Below are 19,139 nucleotides of genomic sequence, written 5' to 3' on the forward strand. Positions count from 1 at the left end.
CCTGATTACCATGGCCCTACTGCAGATCGCCGAACCCGGTCAAAGTCCTCAACCGCACCAGCGTCGTCTGGCGGTCGGGATTGACTTGGGCACTACCAATTCGCTGGTCGCTGCATTGCGCAGCGGTCTTTCCGAGCCGCTGCCCGACGCGGATGGCCAGGTCATCCTGCCGTCTGCCGTGCGCTATCATGCTGACCGCACTGAAGTGGGCGAGTCGGCCAAGCTGGCCGCGTCTACTGATCCCCTGAACACCGTGCTGTCGGTCAAGCGCTTGATGGGTCGTGGTCTGTCCGACGTCAAGCAGCTGGGCGACCAGCTGCCGTACCGCTTTGTCGGTGGCGAATCCCATATGCCGTTCATCGACACCATCCAGGGCCCGAAAAGCCCGGTGGAAGTGTCGGCCGATATCCTCAAGGTCTTGCGCCAGCGCGCCGAGGCCACTTTGGGTGGCGAACTGGTAGGTGCGGTGATTACTGTTCCTGCATATTTCGATGACGCTCAGCGCCAGGCCACCAAAGATGCGGCGAAACTTGCCGGCCTGAACGTGCTGCGCCTGCTCAACGAGCCGACCGCAGCCGCTGTGGCTTACGGCCTGGATCAGCACGCCGAAGGCCTGGTGGCTATTTACGACCTGGGCGGCGGTACCTTTGATATTTCGATCCTGCGCCTGACCGGCGGTGTCTTCGAAGTGCTGGCTACCGGTGGCGATACCGCCCTGGGTGGCGATGACTTCGATCACGCCATTGCTGGCTGGATCATCACCAGCGCCGGCTTGTCTGCCGACCTGGACCCGGGTGCGCAACGTAATTTGCTGCAAACTGCCTGTGCCGCCAAAGAAGCGCTGACTGACGCTGCGTCGGTTGAAGTTTCCTACGGTAGCTGGTCGGCTCAACTGACCCGCGAAGCGTTCGATTCGTTGATCGAACCGATGGTCGCCCGCAGCCTGAAAGCCTGCCGCCGCGCCGTGCGTGATTCCGGTGTCGAGCTGGAAGACGTGGTCGCCGTGGTCATGGTGGGTGGTTCGACCCGCGTGCCGCGTGTTCGTGAGGCGGTCGCTGAAGCCTTCGGCCGTCAGCCGCTGACTGAAATCGACCCGGATCAAGTGGTGGCTATCGGTGCCGCGATCCAGGCCGATACCCTCGCCGGTAACAAGCGTGATGGTGGCGAACTGCTTCTGCTCGACGTGATCCCGTTGTCTCTGGGGCTGGAAACCATGGGCGGCCTGATGGAGAAGGTGATTCCACGCAACACCACCATCCCCGTTGCCCGCGCCCAGGACTTCACGACTTACAAAGATGGCCAGACGGCCATGATGATTCACGTGCTGCAAGGCGAGCGTGAGCTGATCAGCGACTGCCGTTCCCTGGCGCGCTTCGAATTGCGCGGCATTCCGGCGATGGTGGCTGGTGCGGCGAAGATTCGCGTGACCTTCCAGGTCGACGCCGACGGCTTGCTCAGCGTTGCCGCTCGCGAACTGGCCTCTGGCGTTGAAGCCAGCATCCAGGTCAAGCCGTCCTACGGCCTGACCGACGGCGAAATCGCCAAGATGCTCAAGGATTCGTTCCAGTACGCCGGGGACGACAAGGTCGCCCGCGTGCTGCGTGAGCAGCAAGTCGACGCCCAGCGCCTGCTCGAAGCGGTGCAGGGCGCCCTGGAAGCTGACGGCGAACGTCTGCTGGATGCCGAAGAGCGCATGGTCATCGACCTGCAAATGCAGGAACTGGCTGAATTGATGAAAGGCACCGATGGTTACGCCATCGAGCAACAGACCAAGCGCCTGTCGCAAGTGACCGATGCCTTTGCCGCCCGTCGTATGGACCAGACGGTAAAAGCCGCCCTGGCGGGCCGCAACTTGAATGAACTTGAGGATTAACTGATGCCGCAGATCATTTTTCTGCCACACGCCGAGCATTGCCCGGACGGTATGGTTGTGGAGGCTGAGACCGGCAAGTCCATTCTCGAAGTCGCTCACGATAACCACATCGAGATCGAAAGCGCCTGCGGCGGCGTTAACGCCTGTACCACGTGCCATTGCATCATCCGCGAAGGTTTCAATAGCCTGGAAGAGGCTGATGAGCTGGAAGAGGACTATCTTGATAGGGCGTGGGGCCTTGAGCCGACGTCGCGATTGAGCTGTCAGGCAAAAGTGGGAACAGAAGACCTCACCGTCGAGATTCCGAAGTATTCGCTCAACCATGCCGCCGAAGCGCCGCATTGATTCAAGGAAATGTCATGAGCCTGAAATGGGTTGATGTACAAGAAATCGCTATACAACTTGCTGAAGCTCACCCGGATGTCGATCCTCTGTCGGTGAACTTCGTCAAGTTGCGCAACCTGGTGATGCAGCTGCCGGAATTTGACGACATCCCGGATCGGGGTGGCGAAAAGGTTCTTGAGGCGATACAAGGCCTGTGGATCGAAGAAGCAGACTGAATCGCCTTTTTACGCAGTTAGGCAATACCCAAGAACCCGCGTATAATTCGCGGGTTTAATTTTTCGCAAATTACCGTTTCTGGAGTTACACCATGGCTGTTCAACGTACTTTCTCCATCATCAAGCCTGACGCTGTTGCAAAAAACGTCATCGGCGAGATCACCACTCGTTTCGAAAAAGCCGGCCTGAAGGTTGTAGCTTCGAAACTCAAGCAACTGTCCAAGGCTGAAGCTGAAGGCTTCTACGCTGAGCACAGCGCTCGTGGTTTCTTCGGCGACCTGGTTGCCTTCATGATCTCCGGCCCTGTTGTTGTTCAGGTTCTGGAAGGCGAAAACGCTATCGCTCTGAACCGTGAGCTGATGGGCGCTACCAACCCTAAAGAAGCTGCTGCCGGCACCATCCGTGCTGACTTCGCTGAATCGATCGACGCCAACGCCGTTCACGGTTCGGACTCCGAAGCCGCTGCTGCCCGCGAAATCTCGTACTTTTTCGCTGCTACTGAAGTAACCGCTCGCTAAGCATTGGCTTAAAAGAGCGAAGGTGAATCCATGACTACATTGACTGCAAAAACCAACCTGCTGGGTCTGACTCAACAGGAAATGGAAAAATTCTTCGACTCAATCGGGGAGAAGCGTTTTCGTGCCGCTCAGGTAATGAAGTGGATTCACCATCTTGGCGTCGATGATTTCGACGCCATGACGAACGTCAGCAAGGCCCTGCGCGACAAGCTCAAGGCCATTGCCGAAGTTCGCGGCCCCGAAGTGGTCAGCGAGGACATTTCCACCGACGGCACCCGTAAGTGGGTGGTGCGCGTGGCGTCCGGCAGCTGCGTCGAGACCGTGTACATTCCCCAGGGCAAACGCGGCACTCTGTGCGTTTCGTCCCAGGCAGGCTGTGCCCTGGACTGCAGTTTCTGCTCCACCGGCAAGCAAGGTTTCAACAGCAACCTCACCGCCGCCGAAGTCATCGGCCAGGTGTGGATTGCCAATAAATCGTTCGGCAGCATCCCGGCGACCGCCGACCGTGCCATCACCAACGTGGTGATGATGGGCATGGGCGAGCCGCTGCTGAACTTCGACAACGTTGTCGCGGCCATGCACCTGATGATGGACGACCTGGGCTACGGTATCTCCAAGCGCCGCGTGACCCTGTCGACCTCCGGCGTGGTACCGATGATCGATGAGCTGGCCAAGCACATCGACGTCTCCCTGGCGTTGTCGCTGCACGCACCGAATGACGCATTGCGTAACCAATTGGTGCCGATCAACAAGAAGTATCCGCTTAAGATGCTGCTCGAATCTTGCCAGCGCTACATGGCGACCTTGGGCGAAAAGCGTGTGTTGACCATTGAGTACACCATGCTCAAGGACATCAACGACAAGGTCGAGCACGCGGTCGAGATGATCGAGTTGCTCAAGAACGTACCGTGCAAGATCAACCTGATTCCGTTTAACCCGTTTCCCCATTCTGGCTATGAGCGGCCGAGCAACAACGCCATCCGCCGTTTCCAGGATCAACTGCACCATGCAGGCTTCAATGTCACCGTGCGCACCACCCGCGGCGAAGACATCGATGCGGCATGTGGCCAATTGGTAGGACAGGTGCTGGATCGCACCCGTCGCAGCGAACGTTATATCGCCGTGCGTGAATTGAGTGCCGCCGACGATATGCCGCAAAGCGCCGCGACTCGAACCTGAGAGAGGATCTCTATGCCCTTGCGCCTTGCGCTGCTTTTGCTTGTTGCCAGCCTCGCGGCTGGCTGTGTTTCATCGGGCCATGACAGCCCGTTGCAAACCGGCAAGGGCCGTGACGAAGCGCGAGCTGCCTATGTGCAGCTGGGCTTGGGGTACTTGCAGCAAGGGATGACCGAACAGGCCAAGGTGCCGCTGAAAAAAGCCCTCGAGCTGGATGGCAGCGACGCCGACGCCAATGCTGCGTTGGCCTTGGTGTTCCAGGCCCAGGCCGAGCCCGAATTGGCCGATCAATATTTCCAAAAGGCCCTGGCCACACGCCCTGGCGACCCAAGACTGCTGAATAACTACGGCAGTTTTTTGTTTGCGCAGAAACGTTATGCCCAGGCATCCGAATATTTCCAGCAGGCTGCGGCCGATACCCTCTATCCTGAGCGTTCGCGGGTTTTCGAGAACCTGGGGGTGACCTCAATGCTTCTCGGCCAGCGCGACACCGCACGCCAGCAACTGGAAAAAGCCCTGCACCTGAACCAGCGCCAGCCACGGGCCTTGCTCGAAATGGCTGAGTTGTCCTTCGAAGACAGGCATTATGTGCCGGCACGTGACTATTACGAGCGTTTTAGCCTGCTGAGCGGGCAAAATGCACGTAGTCTATTGCTCGGTGTGCGCCTGGCGACGGTTCATGAAGAACGCGACAAGGCCGCACGTTTTGGCCAGCAACTCGAACGACTCTATCCCGGTACGCCGGAATATCAGCAATACCTGTCGGAGCAATGATGAAAGCGGCGCACCCGGAAGTTGTAGCAGCTAATCGTGGAAACCCAGGCGAGACCTTGCGTCAGGCCCGCGAAAGCAATGGTTGGTCGCTGGCAGAAGTGGCCCTCAAGCTCAATTTGACCACGACTTCATTGGGCAACCTTGAAGCTGGCGCATTCGACAAGCTGCCAGGGCACACCTTTGCCCGCGGCTATATCCGCGCCTACGCCAAGTTGCTGGGTATCGACCAGGCTGCATTGGTCCAGGAATTCGACCAAATCACCGGTACCGATTCCCAGGGCAGCAATGTCCATGGTCTTGGCCGCATTGAAGAGCCTGTGCGGGTTTCCCACACCATTTTGCGCATTGTCAGCCTGTTGCTGCTCATCGCCGTGATCGGCGGTGGTTTTGTATGGTGGCAGGATCAGACCGCCCAGCGTGGCAAGGACTTGTCCAGCAACGCCATGGAGCACGTCGAAGTCGAAAGCGCCGACGGCACCACCCAGATTCATCCGTTGGATGAGCCGGAAGACCAGGCCGTGGCCCAGGGTCAGGCGGCGCCTGAGGCAGAGCCAAGCGCCGAGCAGCCTGCGCCCGAAGCAGGTACTGCCGCCGCAGTGGCACCCGTCGCACCCGCTCCAGCGGTTGCAGTGACGCCTGCTGCTCCAGCTCATACGCCAGCAACGCCAGCAGTACCGGCGCAGGCTCCGGCAACAACGGCTCCCGTCGCCCCGGCGATTTCCGCGCCAACCACCCCGGTACTGATCGCCGGTGATGGCCGAGTACAAATTACCTACGTCGCTGACTGCTGGACGCAAGTCTCCGATGGCAACGGCAAGGTGCTGTTCAGTGGTCTGAAGCGTAAGGGAGATACACTTGACCAGGGCGGCAAGCCTCCTTTGACGCTGCGTCTGGGCTTTGCCCGTGGCGCGCAAGTGGCCTACAACGGCCAGCCTGTGGACGTGGCGCCGTTCACCAGTGGCGAGACTGCTCGCCTCAAGTTGGGACAATAAAGTCATGCACGGCGAATCTCCAATCAAACGTCGCGTATCGCGCAAGATCTGGGTCGGCTCGGTGCCGGTGGGCGGCGATGCCCCCATCGCAGTACAAAGCATGACCAACAGCGACACCAATGATGTGGCGGCCACTGTCGCCCAGATCAACCGCCTGGAAGCGGCGGGCGTCGACATCGTGCGTGTATCCGTACCGGATATGGACGCTGCCGAAGCCTTTGGCCGCATCAAGCAACTGGTCAAGGTGCCGCTGGTCGCCGATATCCACTTCGACTACAAGATCGCGTTGCGCGTGGCCGAGTTGGGCGTCGATTGCCTGCGGATCAACCCGGGCAACATCGGTCGTGAAGACCGGGTTCGCGCCGTGGTGGATGCCGCCCGTGATCGCGGGATTCCAATTCGCATCGGCGTCAACGCCGGCTCCCTGGAAAAAGACCTGCAAAAGAAATACGGCGAGCCGACGCCGGCCGCACTGGTCGAGTCCGCGCTGCGCCACGTTGAACACCTTGAACGCCTGAATTTCCAGGACTTCAAGGTCAGCGTAAAGGCTTCCGACGTGTTCATGGCGGTAGAAGCGTACCGCCTGCTGGCCAAGGAAATCGTCCAGCCGCTGCACCTGGGTATCACCGAAGCCGGCGGTTTACGCTCAGGCACAGTGAAATCTGCGGTGGGTCTCGGTATGCTGCTGGCCGACGGGATTGGCGATACTATTCGCATCTCCCTCGCGGCAGACCCGGTAGAGGAAGTGAAAGTCGGTTACGACATTCTCAAATCCCTGCATTTGCGTTCCCGTGGCATCAACTTCATTGCCTGCCCGAGCTGCTCGCGGCAGAACTTCGACGTGGTGAAAACCATGAACGAACTGGAAGTACGCCTCGAAGACCTGCTGGTGCCGCTGGATGTCGCGGTGATCGGCTGTGTGGTCAACGGGCCGGGTGAGGCCAAAGAGGCCCATGTGGGCCTGACCGGTGGTACGCCAAACCTGATTTACATCGACGGCAAGCCGTCGCAGAAATTGACGAATGACAATCTGGTGGATGAGCTGGAACGGCTGATCCGCCAGAAAGCGGCCGAAAAGGTCGAAGCTGACGCAGCGGTTATCGCGCGCGGCTGATCGAACGAATTTAAGGATTTGATGTGAGCAAGTCTCTGCAAGCCATTCGTGGCATGAACGACATCCTGCCTGAGCAGACGCCCCTGTGGCGCTACTTCGAGGGCACTGTCGCGCGCCTGCTGGATAACTACGGTTACAAGCAGATCCGCATGCCGATCGTCGAGTTCACCGAGCTGTTCAAGCGCTCCATCGGTGAAGTGACCGACATCGTCGAAAAAGAGATGTACACCTTCGAAGACCGCAACGGTGACTCCCTGACCCTGCGTCCGGAAGGTACTGCCGCGTGTGTGCGTGCGGTACTCGAACATGGCCTCACCGGCGGTGGCCAGCCGCAGAAGCTCTGGTACATCGGCCCGATGTTCCGCCACGAGCGTCCGCAGAAAGGCCGTTATCGCCAGTTTCACCAGATCGGCCTGGAAGTCTTCAACCTCGACGGTCCGGACATCGACGCCGAGCTGATCGTGCTGACCTGGCGCCTGTGGGGCATGCTGGGCATCCGTGATGCGGTCAAGCTTGAACTCAACAGCCTGGGCACCAGCGAATCCCGGGGCCGCTACCGCGAAGCCCTGGTGGAATTCCTGTCGGCCCACCTGGACAAGCTGGACGAAGACAGCCAGCGCCGCCTGAAAACCAACCCGCTGCGGGTACTGGACACCAAGAACGCCGAGACCCAGGCCGTACTGATGGACGCGCCGAAAATGGCCGACTACCTGGACGACGAGTCCCGTATCCACTTCGAGGGCCTCAAGGCTCGCCTGGATGCAGCCGGTATTCCTTACGTCATCAACCCGAAACTGGTGCGTGGCCTCGATTACTACAGCAAGACCGTGTTCGAGTGGGTCACCGACAAGCTCGGCGCCCAGGGCACGGTGTGTGCCGGTGGTCGTTACGACGGCCTGGTCGAGCAGATGGGCGGCAAGCCGACCACCGGCGTAGGTTTTGCCATGGGCATCGAGCGGCTGATCCTGCTGCTGGAAACCCTGGAGCAGGTTCCCGAAGAAATCTCCCGTCAGGTGGACGTGTATTTCTGTGCCTTTGGCGAGGCGGCCGAACTGGCTGCCCTGGCCCTGAGCGAGAAACTGCGCGACCAACTGTCGAACCTGCGCCTGCAAGTCAATGCCGGCGCCGGCAGCTTCAAAAGCCAGTTCAAGAAAGCCGACAAGAGCGGTGCGTTGTATGCACTGATCCTGGGTGATGATGAGTTGGCCCAGCAAGTGGTAAGTTTCAAACCCCTGCGTGGTCAGGGTGAACAACAAAGCATTGCCTTTGATGCGCTTGCAGCGCACCTGGCCACCTGCATCGTGCAGGGTTGAAGCTGTCAAACAGCCGATTTAGCGATTAAGGAGTATTGGGGTGTCGAGTACTGATGATGACCAGCTGGCCGAGTTCAAAGACTGGTGGCAGCGCAACGGCAAGCCCCTGGTCACTGGCGGCTTGCTGGCTTTAGTAGTGGTGTTCGGCTGGCAAGCCTGGCACAAGTATCAGGCTAACCAGTCGCAAGGCGCCTCGATTATCTATCAGCAACTGCTGGAAACCACGCTGACGCCAAACGGCAAGCCTGACCTGGCCCAGGTTGCAGACCTGGCCGGCAAGCTGAAGAGCGAATTCGGCGGTAGCACCTACGCGCAATACGGCAGCCTGTTCGTCGCAAAAGTTGCGGTCGACAACGGCAAGCTGGATGACGCCGCCTCCGAGCTGAAAGCCATCACCGACAAGCCGGCCAACCCGACACTGGGTGAAATCGCACGTCAGCGTCTGGCTCAGGTACTGGCGGCACAGAACAAGGCCGACGAAGCACTGAAACTGCTCGACGGCGATGCTGACAAGGCATTCCTGGCCACTCGTGAAGAGCTCAAGGGCGACCTCCTGGTCCAATTGGGTCGTACCGACGAAGCCAATGCTGCGTACCAAAAAGCCAAGGCGGCGCTGTCTGATGAAGCGGCGGTCGGTGGCTTACAAATCAAGCTCGACGACTTGGCCAAAGGGGATGCGTGACGTGATCCGTTGGAAACATGCAGCATTGCTGGCTCTGGCCGTTTTGGCCGCGGGTTGCAGCAGCAACAGCAAAAAAGAACTGCCTCCGGCCGAGCTGACCAGCTTCAAGGAAGAAGTGGTCCTGCAAAAGCAGTGGAGCCGCTCCATTGGTGACGGTCAGGGCGATCTGTACAACCTGATGGTCCCGGCGATCGACGGTGACACTATCTACGCCGCTGATTCCACCGGTGTTGTGGTCTCCATGGATCGCATGAACGGCGACGTCAAGTGGAAGAAAGACCTCGAACTGCCTGTGTCCGGCGCCGTTGGCGTGGGTTCTGGCCTGGTGATGCTCGGCACGCTGAAAGGCGACGTCGTGGCACTGGATTCGAGCACCGGTGAAGAGAAATGGCGCGCTCGCGTGACCAGTGAAGTGCTCTCGCCGCCTGCTACCAACGGTGACGTAGTTGTCGTGCAGACCCAGGATGACCGTGTGATCGGCCTCGACGCCGCCACTGGTAACCAGCGCTGGTTGTATGACAGCACGCCGGCGGTCCTGACCTTGCGCGGTACCAGCGGTCCGGTTGTAACCAGCAACCTGGCACTGGCAGGCCTGTCGACCGGTAAAGTGGTCGCCCTGGACACCCAGAACGGCGTGCCGGCCTGGGAAACCCGGGTCGCGATTCCTCAAGGTCGTTCGGAACTGGACCGCGTAGTGGACATCGACGGTGGCTTGCTGCTGTCGGGTGATACCCTTTACGTCGCTACTTATCAGGGCCGTGTTGCGGCGCTGGACGTGCAGAGCGGCCGGATCAACTGGCAGCGTGATGCTTCCAGCTACGCCGGTGTCGCCCAAGGGTTTGGCAGCGTCTACGTAAGCCTGGCGTCCGGCACCGTTGAAAGCGTCGACGAGCGTTCCACCACTGCATTGTGGAGCAACGACTCCCTGGCCCGCCGTCAGTTGTCGGCACCGGAAGTGTTCTCCAGCTACGTAGCGGTAGGCGACTTTGAAGGTTACCTGCACCTGCTGAGCCAGGTGGACGGTCGCTTCGTGGGTCGCGAACGTATCGACAGCGACGGCCTGCGTGCCCGTCCGCTGGTGGTAGGTAACATGCTTTACGTGTATGGCAACAGTGGCAAACTGGAAGCGCTGACCATCAAGTAATGGTTTGACTATGCTTGGGGTAATTCCCAGGCGGCCCTGCTTCGGCAGGGCATGCGGCGCTTTCGAGCGCTGCCCCGAGCACCAGCCGCTGCCTTGCAGCGGCTTTTGTATTTTCTGAAATAACGAAGTGGAGAGCCGCATGGTTCCCGTAATCGCCCTGGTGGGCCGACCGAACGTCGGCAAGTCCACCTTGTTCAACCGCCTGACCAGGACTCGCGACGCCATCGTCGGCGACTTGTCCGGTCTGACCCGTGATCGCCAATACGGTGAGGCAAAGTGGCAAGGGCGCTCCTACATTATTGTCGACACCGGTGGTATCTCCGGTGACGAGCATGGCATGGACGAAAAGATGGCCGAGCAGTCGCTGCTGGCCATTGAAGAAGCTGATGTCGTGTTGTTCCTGGTGGACGCCCGCGCGGGCTACACCGCTGCAGACCAGATGATTGGCGAGCACCTGCGCAAGCGCAACAAGCGTTCCTACGTGGTGGCCAACAAGATCGACAATATCGATCCTGAAATGGCCCGCGCCGAGTTCAGCCCGATGGGCCTGGGCGATGCGATCCCGATCGCCGGTGCCCACGGTCGCGGCATCACCCAGATGCTGGAAATCGCCCTGCGCGACTTCCCGCGTGATGACGTGGATGAAGTCGAAGGCGAAGAAGAAATCGTTGCCGAAGGCGAGGAAGCCAAGCGCATTCCTGGCCCAAGCGAAAAAGACGGTATCAAGATCGCGATCATCGGCCGTCCGAACGTCGGCAAGTCGACCCTGGTCAACCGCATGCTCGGTGAAGACCGGGTAATCGTCTATGACGAGCCGGGCACCACTCGCGACAGCATCTACATCCCGTTCGAGCGTAACGACGAGAAGTACACGCTGATCGACACTGCCGGTGTGCGCAAGCGCGGCAAGATCCACGAAGAAGTTGAAAAGTTCTCCGTGGTGAAAACCCTGCAGGCGATCAAAGACGCCAACGTAGTGATCTTCGTCATGGACGCCCGCGAAGGCGTGGTAGACCACGACCTGAACTTGCTGGGCTTTGCCCTGGAAGCCGGTCGCGCCCTGGTGATTGCGATCAACAAGTGGGACGGCATGACGCCGAGCGAGCGCGACTACGTCAAGGTCGAGCTGCAGCGTCGCCTGTTCTTCGTCGAGTTTGCCGATATCCACTTTATATCGGCACTGCACGGTACCGGCGTGGGTAACCTCTACGCCTCGGTGCAGAACTCGTTCAAGTCCGCGGTTACCCGCTGGCCGACCAACCGCCTGACCCAGATTCTTGAAGATGCGGTCAGCGAGCACGCGCCGCCGATGGTCAACAACCGTCGGATCAAGCTGCGCTACGCTCACTTGGGTGGTGCCAACCCGCCGATTATCGTGATTCACGGTAACCAGCTGGAGAAGGTGCCGAAGTCCTACGTGCGTTACCTGGAAAATACCTACCGCCGCGTCTTGAAACTGGTCGGTACGCCGATCCGTATCGAGTTCAAGGGTGGCGAGAACCCGTACGAAGGTAACAAGAACAGCCTCACCGACCGCCAGGTAAACAAAAAGCGCCGGATGATGACGCACCACAAGAAGGCCGACAAAAAGCGCCGCGACAAGCGCTGATCCTGATCGGTTGAAAAAGGGCTCTTTCGGAGCCCTTTTTTTGTGCCTGGCGGTTGACCCTTCGCGGCATGCAGCTTAAAACTTGGGGCTCACCGCAAGGGGCGCACCGATGATCACCAGCAAGCTGCCGAATGTCGGCACCACCATCTTCACCACCATGTCGCAACTCGCTGCCGAAACCGGTGCGCTCAACCTGTCCCAGGGCTTTCCCGACTTTAACGGGCCCCAGGAGTTGCTCGATGGAGTGGGCAGACACATTGCCCTGGGCCATAACCAATACGCCCCGATGACCGGCCTGCCGGTACTGCGCCAGCAAGTGGCGGCCAAGATCGCCCGCAGCTATGGCGCAACGGTGAATGCCGACAGCGAAGTGACCATCACCCCAGGCGCCACTGAAGCGATCTTCTGTGCGATCCAGGCGGTGATCCGCAGCGGTGATGAAGTCATCGTGTTCGATCCGGCCTACGACAGCTACGAGCCTTCTGTGGAACTGGCAGGCGGTCGCTGCGTACACGTGCAACTGGGCCTGGATGATTTCGCCCTGGACTTCGAGCAACTGCGCGCTGCGCTGTCGCCGCGCACCCGCATGATCATCCTCAACAGCCCGCATAACCCCACCGGTGCCCTGATCAGCCGTGCCGAGCTGGACCAGTTGGCCGAGTTGATCCGCGACCGCGACATCTACCTGGTCAGCGACGAGGTCTACGAGCACCTGGTGTTCGACGGTGTGCCCCACGTCAGCGTGTTGGCCCACGAAGAGCTGTATCAGCGTGCGTTTGTGGTCAGTTCGTTCGGCAAGACCTACCACGTCACCGGCTGGAAAACCGGCTACGTGGTCGCGCCGCCAGCCCTCAGCGCCGAGCTGCGCAAGGTGCATCAATATGTCAACTTTTGCGGCGTGACCCCGTTGCAGTACGCTTTGGCAGACTTCATGGCCGAACACCCGGAACACGTCGAGGAGCTGCCGGCTTTTTATCAAGCCAAGCGCGACCTGTTCTGCGACCTGCTGGAACCGTCGCGTTTCAGCTTTACCCGGGTGGCCGGTACCTACTTTCAATTGGTGGATTACTCACAGATTCGCCCGGACCTGGATGACGTCGCCATGTCGCTGTGGATGACCCGCGAACACGGCGTTGCGACCATCCCGGTCTCGGTGTTCTACCAGAACCCACCGCAAGGCCAGCGCCTGGTGCGACTGTGCTTTGCCAAACGCGAGGAGACGCTGCGTCAAGCAGCCGAGAAACTATGCGTGATCTGAGTGCACTGCCCAACCTGAACATCGCCCTGGTGCAAACCACCCTGGCCTGGCACGACCGCCAGGCCAACCTGGAGCATTTTGAACTGTTGCTGGAGCAGGCCAAGGGTGCCGACCTGATCGTGCTACCGGAGATGTTCACCACCGGTTTCTCGATGGAATCGGAAACCCTCGCCGAGCCTGAAAACGGCCCCACCCATCAATGGCTGCAGGCCCAGGCGAAGAAGTACAACGCGGTGATCACCGGCAGCGTGATCATCCAGGCCGCCGATGGCAGCCACCGCAACCGCCTGCTGTGGGCGCGACCGGATGGTGAGGTGTTGCACTACGACAAGCGTCACCTGTTCCGTATGGCCGGTGAACACGACCACTACACCCCCGGCGAGCGCCAGGTGCAGTTCGAACTCAAGGGGTGGCGGATTCGTCCGTTGATCTGCTACGACCTGCGATTCCCGGTGTGGAGTCGTGACGCCCAGGACACTGACTTGCTGCTGTACACCGCCAACTGGCCGGGCGCACGTCGCCAGCACTGGAACCGTCTGCTGCCGGCACGGGCCATTGAAAACCTGTGCTACGTGGCGGCGGTGAATCGGGTGGGCACGGACGGCAAGGGCTTTGCCTACACCGGCGACAGCCAGGTCGTGGACTTCCAGGGCGAAAGCCTGCTGAGCGCAGGGGAGGCGGACGGGGTGTTCCAGGTGTGCCTGGACGCAGCGGAATTGGCGGAGTACCGCACACGCTTCCCTGCGAACCTGGATGCGGACAGCTTCGAGTTCACCTGAAGGATTTTCGCCGCCTTATAGATTGCCTTCGCGAGCAAGCCCGCTCCCACATTCGTCCTGCGCTACCTGAAAGAACGCGGTCAAAATGTGGGAGCGGGCTTGCTCGCGAAGCGGCCCTTAAAATCACCACAAATTCCAATAAAAAGGCCCCTGGATTCTCGTCCCGGGGCCTTTCGCATTTCAGCGGTCGTGTTTATGCCGCTTTCGCTTCCAGCTGGCTCAACGAGCGGTTCAGCGCGCTGAACACCGCCTTGAAGCTCGCCGTGGTGATGTTTTCATCAATGCCCACGCCATGCACCGGACGCTCACCGTTCACTCGCAGCTCGATGTAGGCCGCTGCCTTGGCATTGGTGCCGGCACCAATCGCATGTTCGTTGTAATCCATGATCTCCACACCAATCGGCAGCCCGGCCACCAGCGCTTCCAGGGCGCCGTTGCCCTTGCCGTGCCAGCGCAGGTTGGTTTCGCCCTGGCCCTTGCCGGAGACTTCAACTTCCACCGAGCTGTTGCCGTTCTCTTCCTGCAAGCGATGGCTGACCAGCGCGTAAGGAATGTTGGCTTGCAGGTATTCACGCTGCAACAAGCTGTAGATCTGCGCGGCGGTCATCTCCAGGCCCACTCGGTCGGTTTCGGCCTGTACCACCTGGCTGAACTCGATCTGCATGCGGCGCGGCAAGCTGATGCCGTATTCCTGCTCCAGCAGGTAGGCGATGCCGCCTTTGCCCGACTGGCTGTTGACGCGAATCACCGCCTCGTAGCTGCGGCCGATGTCGGCCGGGTCGATCGGCAAGTACGGCACTTCCCACAAGGCGTCGTCTTTCTGCTGGGTGAAGCCCTTGCGGATCGCGTCCTGGTGGGAGCCGGAGAAGGCGGTGTGAACCAGGTCGCCGACGTACGGGTGACGCGGGTGCACCGGGATCTGGTTGCACTCTTCGACAACTTTGCGAATACCGTCGATGTCGGAGAAGTCCAGCTGAGGGTCGAGGCCCTGGGTGTACATGTTCAAGGCCACGGTGACCAGGTCGACGTTACCGGTACGCTCGCCGTTGCCGAACAGGCAGCCTTCGACACGGTCGGCGCCGGCCATCAGGCCCAACTCGGTGGCGGCTACGCCGGTGCCACGGTCGTTGTGGGTGTGCAGGCTGATGATCACGCTGTCGCGACGGTTGATATGACGACCGAACCACTCGATCTGGTCGGCATAGATGTTCGGGGTGGCGCACTCGACGGTGGCTGGCAGGTTGAGGATCACCTTGTGCTCAGGCGTCGGGTTCCAGACCTCGATCACCGCGTCACAGACTTCCTTGGCGAACTCAAGCTCAGTGGCGCTGAACGTCTCTGGCGAGTATTCGAAGGTCCACTGGGTTTCCGGCTGCTGGGCGGCGTATTTGACGAACAGCTTGGCCGCGTTGACCGCGATGGCCTTGATGCCGTCCTTGTCCTGGTTGAACACGATGCGGCGGAACGACGGCGAGGTGGCGTTGTACAAGTGAACGATGGCTTTCTTCGCCCCGCGCAGGGATTCGAAGGTGCGTGCGATCAAGTCTTCACGGCCCTGGGTCAGCACCTGGATGGTGGTGTCCTCGGGGATGTGATTGTCTTCGATCAGGGTGCGCACGAAGTCGAAATCGGTTTGCGACGCAGCCGGGAAGGAGGCTTCGATTTCCTTCACACCGACGGCCACCAGGGTCTTCCAGAAACGCAGCTTTTTCACCGCGTCCATCGGTTCGATCAGCGACTGGTTGCCGTCGCGCAGGTCGGAACTGCACCAGATCGGCGCGGTGGTGATGGTTTTCGAAGGCCAGGTGCGGTCCGGGATATCAATGGTCGGGAACGCGCGGTACTTCGAAGACGGGTCTTTGAGCATGCTCATCGGGAAATCCTTTGTCTAGGGGCCGAGAAAAGGCGGCCTGCCGTAAAACTGTTATTGGGGATAAAGCGGAAGACGAGGCAGATCGATTCAGCCTGGCAGTCGTGCGCTGACTAGGCACAGGCTGCGGTGCTGGCGGAGCTGAATGAGGGTGTGAGAGGTTTTCATAGGTCCAACCCTAACCGCCGGGGTGAAAGATGGCAAGCAGTCGGAAAAAATTGAGAGAAGTTCTGCTATTGCTGAGGAAAACGAGATTTTATGGTTGAGAATTGTGCGCGGGGTTGTTTTGTTTGCGCACCCTTTGCCGGGTGCGCAATTGAGCATCAGGGCTGAAACGCGCCGATAAAGATCGCCGGATCCACCCGTGCGTCGTTCAGGCTGATGTTCCAATGCATATGCGGCCCGGTCGCCCTGCCGGTGGAACCGACCTTGCCCACCACTGCACCACGAGCCAGTTGCTGGCCCACGCTCACATCAATCTTCGACATATGGCAGAACATGCTGATAAAGCCCTGGCCATGGTCGACAAACACGGTGTTGCCGTTGAAGAAGTAGTTGCCGGTCAGGATCACCTTGCCCGCTGCCGGGGTCTTGATCGGCGTGCCGGCGCCCACGGCAAAGTCCAGGCCGGAATGCGGATTCCGCTCCTCGCCATTGAAGAAACGTCGTACGCCGAACTTGCTCGACAGCGGCCCGTTCACCGGCTTGTCCAGCAGCAGGTTGCTCGGCGTGTTCGGGCTGAAACTGCGATACGCCTTGAGCTGGACCGCCAGCTCGCCTTCGATGCGCTTGAGTTGCGCCGGGTCCGGGTTCACCTGGCTCTTGTTCTTCAGGGTGATGTGCTGCTCGGGGTATTTCTTGAAGCCCACGACAAACGGCAGGTTCTGGCTGCCGCTGGTGATGCGTTGGGTGCCGGGCTTGACCGTCAGCGGGATGCCCACAATCGCCAACCAGTTGTTTTGCTCCTTCACCACCAGCACTGGGCGGTTCATGTAGGTGGCTTTGGGCGCCGTGGCCGAAGTGCCGAGGTCGACCACCGCCACGCCACCGGGCACCGGCTTGTTCAGCAGGCGGGTGATGTAGCTGTCGGCATGGGCGTTAAAGGTCAGGCACAGCAGCATCAACAAACTTAAAAAGCGTGGCATCAATCAATCCAGTAACGAGAGGGTGACGGGCGTCAGGTGGTTGTCTTCCACCCGTACCTGCAATTGGCCTTCACCGAGGCGCGCGGTCAGGCGCTGGCCGGTGTGGGTTTGCGCGGCGTTGCGAATCGCCTGGCCGCGTTCGTCGAGCAAGATGCTGTAGCCGCGTCCAAGCGTCGCCAGCGGGCTGACCACGTGCAGCGTCTGCACCTGGCTTTGCAGTTGCAGGCGACGGGCCTTGAGGCCTTCGCGCATGGCACGGGGCAGGCGTTCGGCAAGGCTGTCCAGGCGCTGGCGCAACAGCGCCAGTTGGCGGCCGGGGTGTTGGCCGGCGAGGCGGGTTTCCAGGCGGATCAAACGCTCGCGACGGGTGTTGAGGCTGCGCTCGAAGGCACGCCGCAGGCGCATGTCCAGGTCATCCAGGCGCTGGGCCTGTTGGCGCAGGCGCTCGCCCGGGTGACGCAGGCGACGAGCCATGCCTTCCAGGCGCAGGCGGTCGTGGGTCAGGCGGTTGCGCATCAGCATCACCAGGCGGCGGTGCAGGTTCTCTACCTGGCGAGTCAGGTGGCTGGAGTCCGGCGCCAACAGCTCGGCAGCGGCGGAAGGCGTTGGGGCGCGTACGTCGGCGACAAAGTCGCTGATCGACACATCGGTCTCATGGCCAACGGCGCTGACGATGGGCGTCACGCAGGCGTCCACCGCACGCGCCACGGCTTCTTCGTTGAAGCACCAGAGGTCTTCCAGCGAGCCGCCGCCACGGGCCAGGATCAGCGCGTCGAAGCCGCGTGCATCGGCCAGCTTCAGTGCGCGGACGATCTGCGCCACGGCTTCACGACCTTGTACGGCTGTCGGGATCAACGTCAGTTCCACGTTGGGCGCCCGGCGACGGAACACGCTGATGATGTCGCGAATCACCGCACCGGTGGGCGAGCTGATAATCCCGATGCGCCGTGGGTGTGCGGGCAGCGGCACCTTGCGCTCGACACTGAACAGGCCTTCGGCGCTGAGTTTTTCCTTCAGCGCGTCGAAGGCCAGGCGCAGTGCGCCGTCACCGGCCGGCTCCACCGTGTCGAGAATCAGCTGATAGTCGCCACGGCCCTCAAACAGCGAGACCTTGCCACGTACCTTCACCGCCAGGCCGTCTTTCAACGCCTGGCGCACCCGGGCGGCGTTCTGCCGGAACAGCGCACAACGCACCTGGGCGCCACTGTCCTTGAGGGTGAAATACACGTGGCCGGAGGCCGGGCGAGCGAGGTTGGAGATCTCGCCTTCGACCCAGATATTGGTGAACACGTCTTCCAGCAACACCCGCGCGCGGCCGTTGAGCTGGCTGACAGTCAGGACTTCGCGGTCCAGGCCCAGACGGGCAAAGGGATCTTTAATCATGGGCGGCAGTTTATAGGCATTCGTGCAGGGTTTGACAGAACTGCTCCACCAGCGCGCTCGGCGTTTGCTGGCAGGCGAGGGCGACGGTGCTTTGGCAATCGGGATCGGCCAGGGGTAAAAAATGGATGTTGGCCGGCGCAATGTCCCGCATCGACTCCGGCAGCAAGGCGATTCCGAATCCGGCCTGGATCAGCTGTAGCTGCGTGGTCTTGCGCGACATCACCCGCGCCGCCTTGGGGAAAAATCCTGCACGCATGCACAACTCGGCTGACAGGTAACTCAGCCCTCCGCGCTGGGGGTGAGGGATCGAGATAAACGCTTCGTTCTTCAGTTGCGCCAAATCGATACCGGATGTGTGCCCGGCCAACCGGTGGTTCGGCGGCACGGCCAGCAACAGTCGCTCGCTATATAAAGGCACGATGCGCACGCCTTCGCGCTGGCGCAACACCGGTAAGCGCAACAGCCCGACCTCCAGTCGGCCGTCGGCGATTTCTTCCAACTGGGCTTCGGAGGACAGTTTGGCGATGTCCATCGATACGCCCGGGCATCGTTCCAGCCAGGCACCGATGCCGCGCAGCAGGCGGCCACTCATCGGCACCGTGCTCGAATGGCTCATCCGCAGCGTGCCGAGCTGTCCATTGCCCACTTGCGTCGCCATCTCACTGGCCTTGAGCAGTTCGCCCAGCAGGTTGCGTGCCCGCGGATAAAAAGCCTCGCCCGCAGCCGTCAGCCGTGGCTGGCGCGCAGTGCGTTCAAACAGCGGCGTTTGCAGCAGGTTTTCCAGCTCCTTGATCTGCCGGCTCAGTGCCGATTGCGCCACAAACAGCCGCTCGGCCGCTGCGCTGAAGCTGCCGCTCTCGGCGATTTCGACGAAGTAACGCAATTGCCGGGTGGAAATCACAAGTCATGCCTTTTCGAGATGAGTGATGGGCTTTGAAGATATTAGTCG

Annotated in this window: 18 protein-coding genes; 14 read left to right on the plus strand and 4 right to left on the minus strand. The window is 60.5% G+C overall.

Annotation, left to right across the window (positions count from 1 at the left end; genetic code table 11):
- Positions 1-10 precede the first annotated feature (10 nt).
- The 14 genes from hscA (at position 11) to HX818_RS16255 (ending at position 13,792) form a co-directional block, all read left to right on the plus strand.
- Positions 11-1,873 carry a Fe-S protein assembly chaperone HscA gene (gene hscA / locus HX818_RS16190; protein WP_177020408.1) on the plus strand — a complete coding sequence of 621 codons (1,863 nt, stop codon included), beginning with the start codon at positions 11-13 and terminating at the stop codon, positions 1,871-1,873.
- Positions 1,874-1,876: 3 nt separating this feature from the next.
- A complete protein-coding gene (fdx, locus tag HX818_RS16195) occupies positions 1,877-2,218 on the plus strand; it encodes an ISC system 2Fe-2S type ferredoxin (RefSeq protein ID WP_003209674.1) in 342 nt (113 codons plus the stop codon).
- A 14-nt stretch (positions 2,219-2,232) separates the two neighbouring features.
- The gene (gene iscX, locus HX818_RS16200; RefSeq protein WP_003209673.1) at positions 2,233-2,433 is read left to right on the plus strand and encodes a Fe-S cluster assembly protein IscX; all 201 of its coding nucleotides are present in this window, start codon (positions 2,233-2,235) and stop codon (positions 2,431-2,433) included.
- Between the two features lie 92 nt (positions 2,434-2,525).
- Positions 2,526-2,951: a nucleoside-diphosphate kinase gene (ndk, locus tag HX818_RS16205; RefSeq protein ID WP_003175956.1), complete on the plus strand. Its 426-nt coding sequence runs from the start codon at positions 2,526-2,528 to the stop codon at positions 2,949-2,951.
- A gap of 30 nt (positions 2,952-2,981) precedes the next feature.
- On the plus strand, positions 2,982-4,130 hold the full coding sequence (gene rlmN / locus HX818_RS16210) for a 23S rRNA (adenine(2503)-C(2))-methyltransferase RlmN (RefSeq protein ID WP_003209670.1): 1,149 nt from the start codon (positions 2,982-2,984) through the stop codon (positions 4,128-4,130).
- A 12-nt stretch (positions 4,131-4,142) separates the two neighbouring features.
- A complete protein-coding gene (pilW, locus tag HX818_RS16215; protein WP_003209669.1) occupies positions 4,143-4,901 on the plus strand; it encodes a type IV pilus biogenesis/stability protein PilW in 759 nt (252 codons plus the stop codon).
- Entirely contained in the window at positions 4,901-5,893 is a 993-nt protein-coding gene (locus HX818_RS16220) for a RodZ family helix-turn-helix domain-containing protein (RefSeq protein ID WP_003209667.1), read from the plus strand. Before pilW ends, HX818_RS16220 begins: the two co-directional genes overlap by 1 nt.
- Before the next feature lie 4 nt (positions 5,894-5,897).
- Positions 5,898-7,007 (plus strand): flavodoxin-dependent (E)-4-hydroxy-3-methylbut-2-enyl-diphosphate synthase, encoded by a 1,110-nt coding sequence (gene ispG, locus HX818_RS16225; protein ID WP_003209666.1) that lies wholly within the window; start codon positions 5,898-5,900, stop codon positions 7,005-7,007.
- Positions 7,008-7,030: 23 nt separating this feature from the next.
- Positions 7,031-8,320, plus strand: a complete 1,290-nt coding sequence (hisS, locus tag HX818_RS16230) for a histidine--tRNA ligase (RefSeq protein WP_177020409.1) — start codon at positions 7,031-7,033, stop codon at positions 8,318-8,320.
- Positions 8,321-8,360: 40 nt separating this feature from the next.
- On the plus strand, positions 8,361-9,002 hold the full coding sequence (locus HX818_RS16235) for a tetratricopeptide repeat protein (protein WP_003209663.1): 642 nt from the start codon (positions 8,361-8,363) through the stop codon (positions 9,000-9,002).
- Positions 8,995-10,146: an outer membrane protein assembly factor BamB gene (bamB, locus tag HX818_RS16240; protein ID WP_003209662.1), complete on the plus strand. Its 1,152-nt coding sequence runs from the start codon at positions 8,995-8,997 to the stop codon at positions 10,144-10,146. Before HX818_RS16235 ends, bamB begins: the two co-directional genes overlap by 8 nt.
- Positions 10,147-10,285: 139 nt before the next feature.
- A complete protein-coding gene (gene der / locus HX818_RS16245) occupies positions 10,286-11,755 on the plus strand; it encodes a ribosome biogenesis GTPase Der (protein ID WP_003209661.1) in 1,470 nt (489 codons plus the stop codon).
- Between the two features lie 109 nt (positions 11,756-11,864).
- Positions 11,865-13,013, plus strand: coding sequence for a pyridoxal phosphate-dependent aminotransferase (locus tag HX818_RS16250; RefSeq protein WP_008438276.1), 1,149 nt, complete (start codon positions 11,865-11,867; stop codon positions 13,011-13,013).
- Complete coding sequence (locus HX818_RS16255) at positions 13,001-13,792, plus strand: amidohydrolase (RefSeq protein ID WP_102368191.1); 792 nt, start codon at positions 13,001-13,003, stop codon at positions 13,790-13,792. Before HX818_RS16250 ends, HX818_RS16255 begins: the two co-directional genes overlap by 13 nt.
- A gap of 193 nt (positions 13,793-13,985) precedes the next feature.
- Here HX818_RS16255 and leuA read toward each other — a convergent pair whose 3' ends face one another.
- The 4 genes from leuA to HX818_RS16275 all read right to left on the minus strand — a co-directional run bounded on the left by leuA (position 13,986) and on the right by HX818_RS16275 (position 19,091).
- Positions 13,986-15,665 carry a 2-isopropylmalate synthase gene (gene leuA, locus HX818_RS16260; protein WP_003209657.1) on the minus strand — a complete coding sequence of 560 codons (1,680 nt, stop codon included), beginning with the start codon at positions 15,663-15,665 and terminating at the stop codon, positions 13,986-13,988.
- Between the two features lie 320 nt (positions 15,666-15,985).
- Entirely contained in the window at positions 15,986-16,807 is an 822-nt protein-coding gene (locus tag HX818_RS16265) for a peptidoglycan DD-metalloendopeptidase family protein (protein WP_008438272.1), read from the minus strand.
- A gap of 3 nt (positions 16,808-16,810) precedes the next feature.
- On the minus strand, positions 16,811-18,190 hold the full coding sequence (gene xseA, locus HX818_RS16270; protein ID WP_177020410.1) for an exodeoxyribonuclease VII large subunit: 1,380 nt from the start codon (positions 18,188-18,190) through the stop codon (positions 16,811-16,813).
- Between the two features lie 10 nt (positions 18,191-18,200).
- The gene (locus HX818_RS16275; RefSeq protein ID WP_177020411.1) at positions 18,201-19,091 is read right to left on the minus strand and encodes a LysR family transcriptional regulator; all 891 of its coding nucleotides are present in this window, start codon (positions 19,089-19,091) and stop codon (positions 18,201-18,203) included.
- Between the last annotated feature and the right edge of the window lie 48 nt (positions 19,092-19,139).

The organism is Pseudomonas sp. F9001, assembly GCF_013385435.1.
Classification (GTDB): Bacteria; Pseudomonadota; Gammaproteobacteria; order Pseudomonadales; family Pseudomonadaceae; genus Aquipseudomonas.

What these genes read in the sequence shown, in the direction of transcription:
- HX818_RS16255 (WP_102368191.1), top strand. Translation starts at nt 13,001, where the DNA reads ATGCGTGATCTGAGTGCACTGCCCAACCTGAACATCGCCCTGGTGCAA.
- fdx (WP_003209674.1), top strand. Translation starts at nt 1,877, where the DNA reads ATGCCGCAGATCATTTTTCTGCCACACGCCGAGCATTGCCCGGACGGT.
- pilW (WP_003209669.1), top strand. Translation starts at nt 4,143, where the DNA reads ATGCCCTTGCGCCTTGCGCTGCTTTTGCTTGTTGCCAGCCTCGCGGCT.
- HX818_RS16250 (WP_008438276.1), top strand. Translation starts at nt 11,865, where the DNA reads ATGATCACCAGCAAGCTGCCGAATGTCGGCACCACCATCTTCACCACC.
- ispG (WP_003209666.1), top strand. Translation starts at nt 5,898, where the DNA reads ATGCACGGCGAATCTCCAATCAAACGTCGCGTATCGCGCAAGATCTGG.
- HX818_RS16220 (WP_003209667.1), top strand. Translation starts at nt 4,901, where the DNA reads ATGAAAGCGGCGCACCCGGAAGTTGTAGCAGCTAATCGTGGAAACCCA.
- leuA (WP_003209657.1), bottom strand. Translation starts at nt 15,665, where the DNA reads ATGAGCATGCTCAAAGACCCGTCTTCGAAGTACCGCGCGTTCCCGACC.
- der (WP_003209661.1), top strand. Translation starts at nt 10,286, where the DNA reads ATGGTTCCCGTAATCGCCCTGGTGGGCCGACCGAACGTCGGCAAGTCC.
- iscX (WP_003209673.1), top strand. Translation starts at nt 2,233, where the DNA reads ATGAGCCTGAAATGGGTTGATGTACAAGAAATCGCTATACAACTTGCT.
- xseA (WP_177020410.1), bottom strand. Translation starts at nt 18,190, where the DNA reads ATGATTAAAGATCCCTTTGCCCGTCTGGGCCTGGACCGCGAAGTCCTG.
- bamB (WP_003209662.1), top strand. Translation starts at nt 8,995, where the DNA reads ATGCGTGACGTGATCCGTTGGAAACATGCAGCATTGCTGGCTCTGGCC.
- hscA (WP_177020408.1), top strand. Translation starts at nt 11, where the DNA reads ATGGCCCTACTGCAGATCGCCGAACCCGGTCAAAGTCCTCAACCGCAC.
- rlmN (WP_003209670.1), top strand. Translation starts at nt 2,982, where the DNA reads ATGACTACATTGACTGCAAAAACCAACCTGCTGGGTCTGACTCAACAG.
- HX818_RS16265 (WP_008438272.1), bottom strand. Translation starts at nt 16,807, where the DNA reads ATGCCACGCTTTTTAAGTTTGTTGATGCTGCTGTGCCTGACCTTTAAC.
- ndk (WP_003175956.1), top strand. Translation starts at nt 2,526, where the DNA reads ATGGCTGTTCAACGTACTTTCTCCATCATCAAGCCTGACGCTGTTGCA.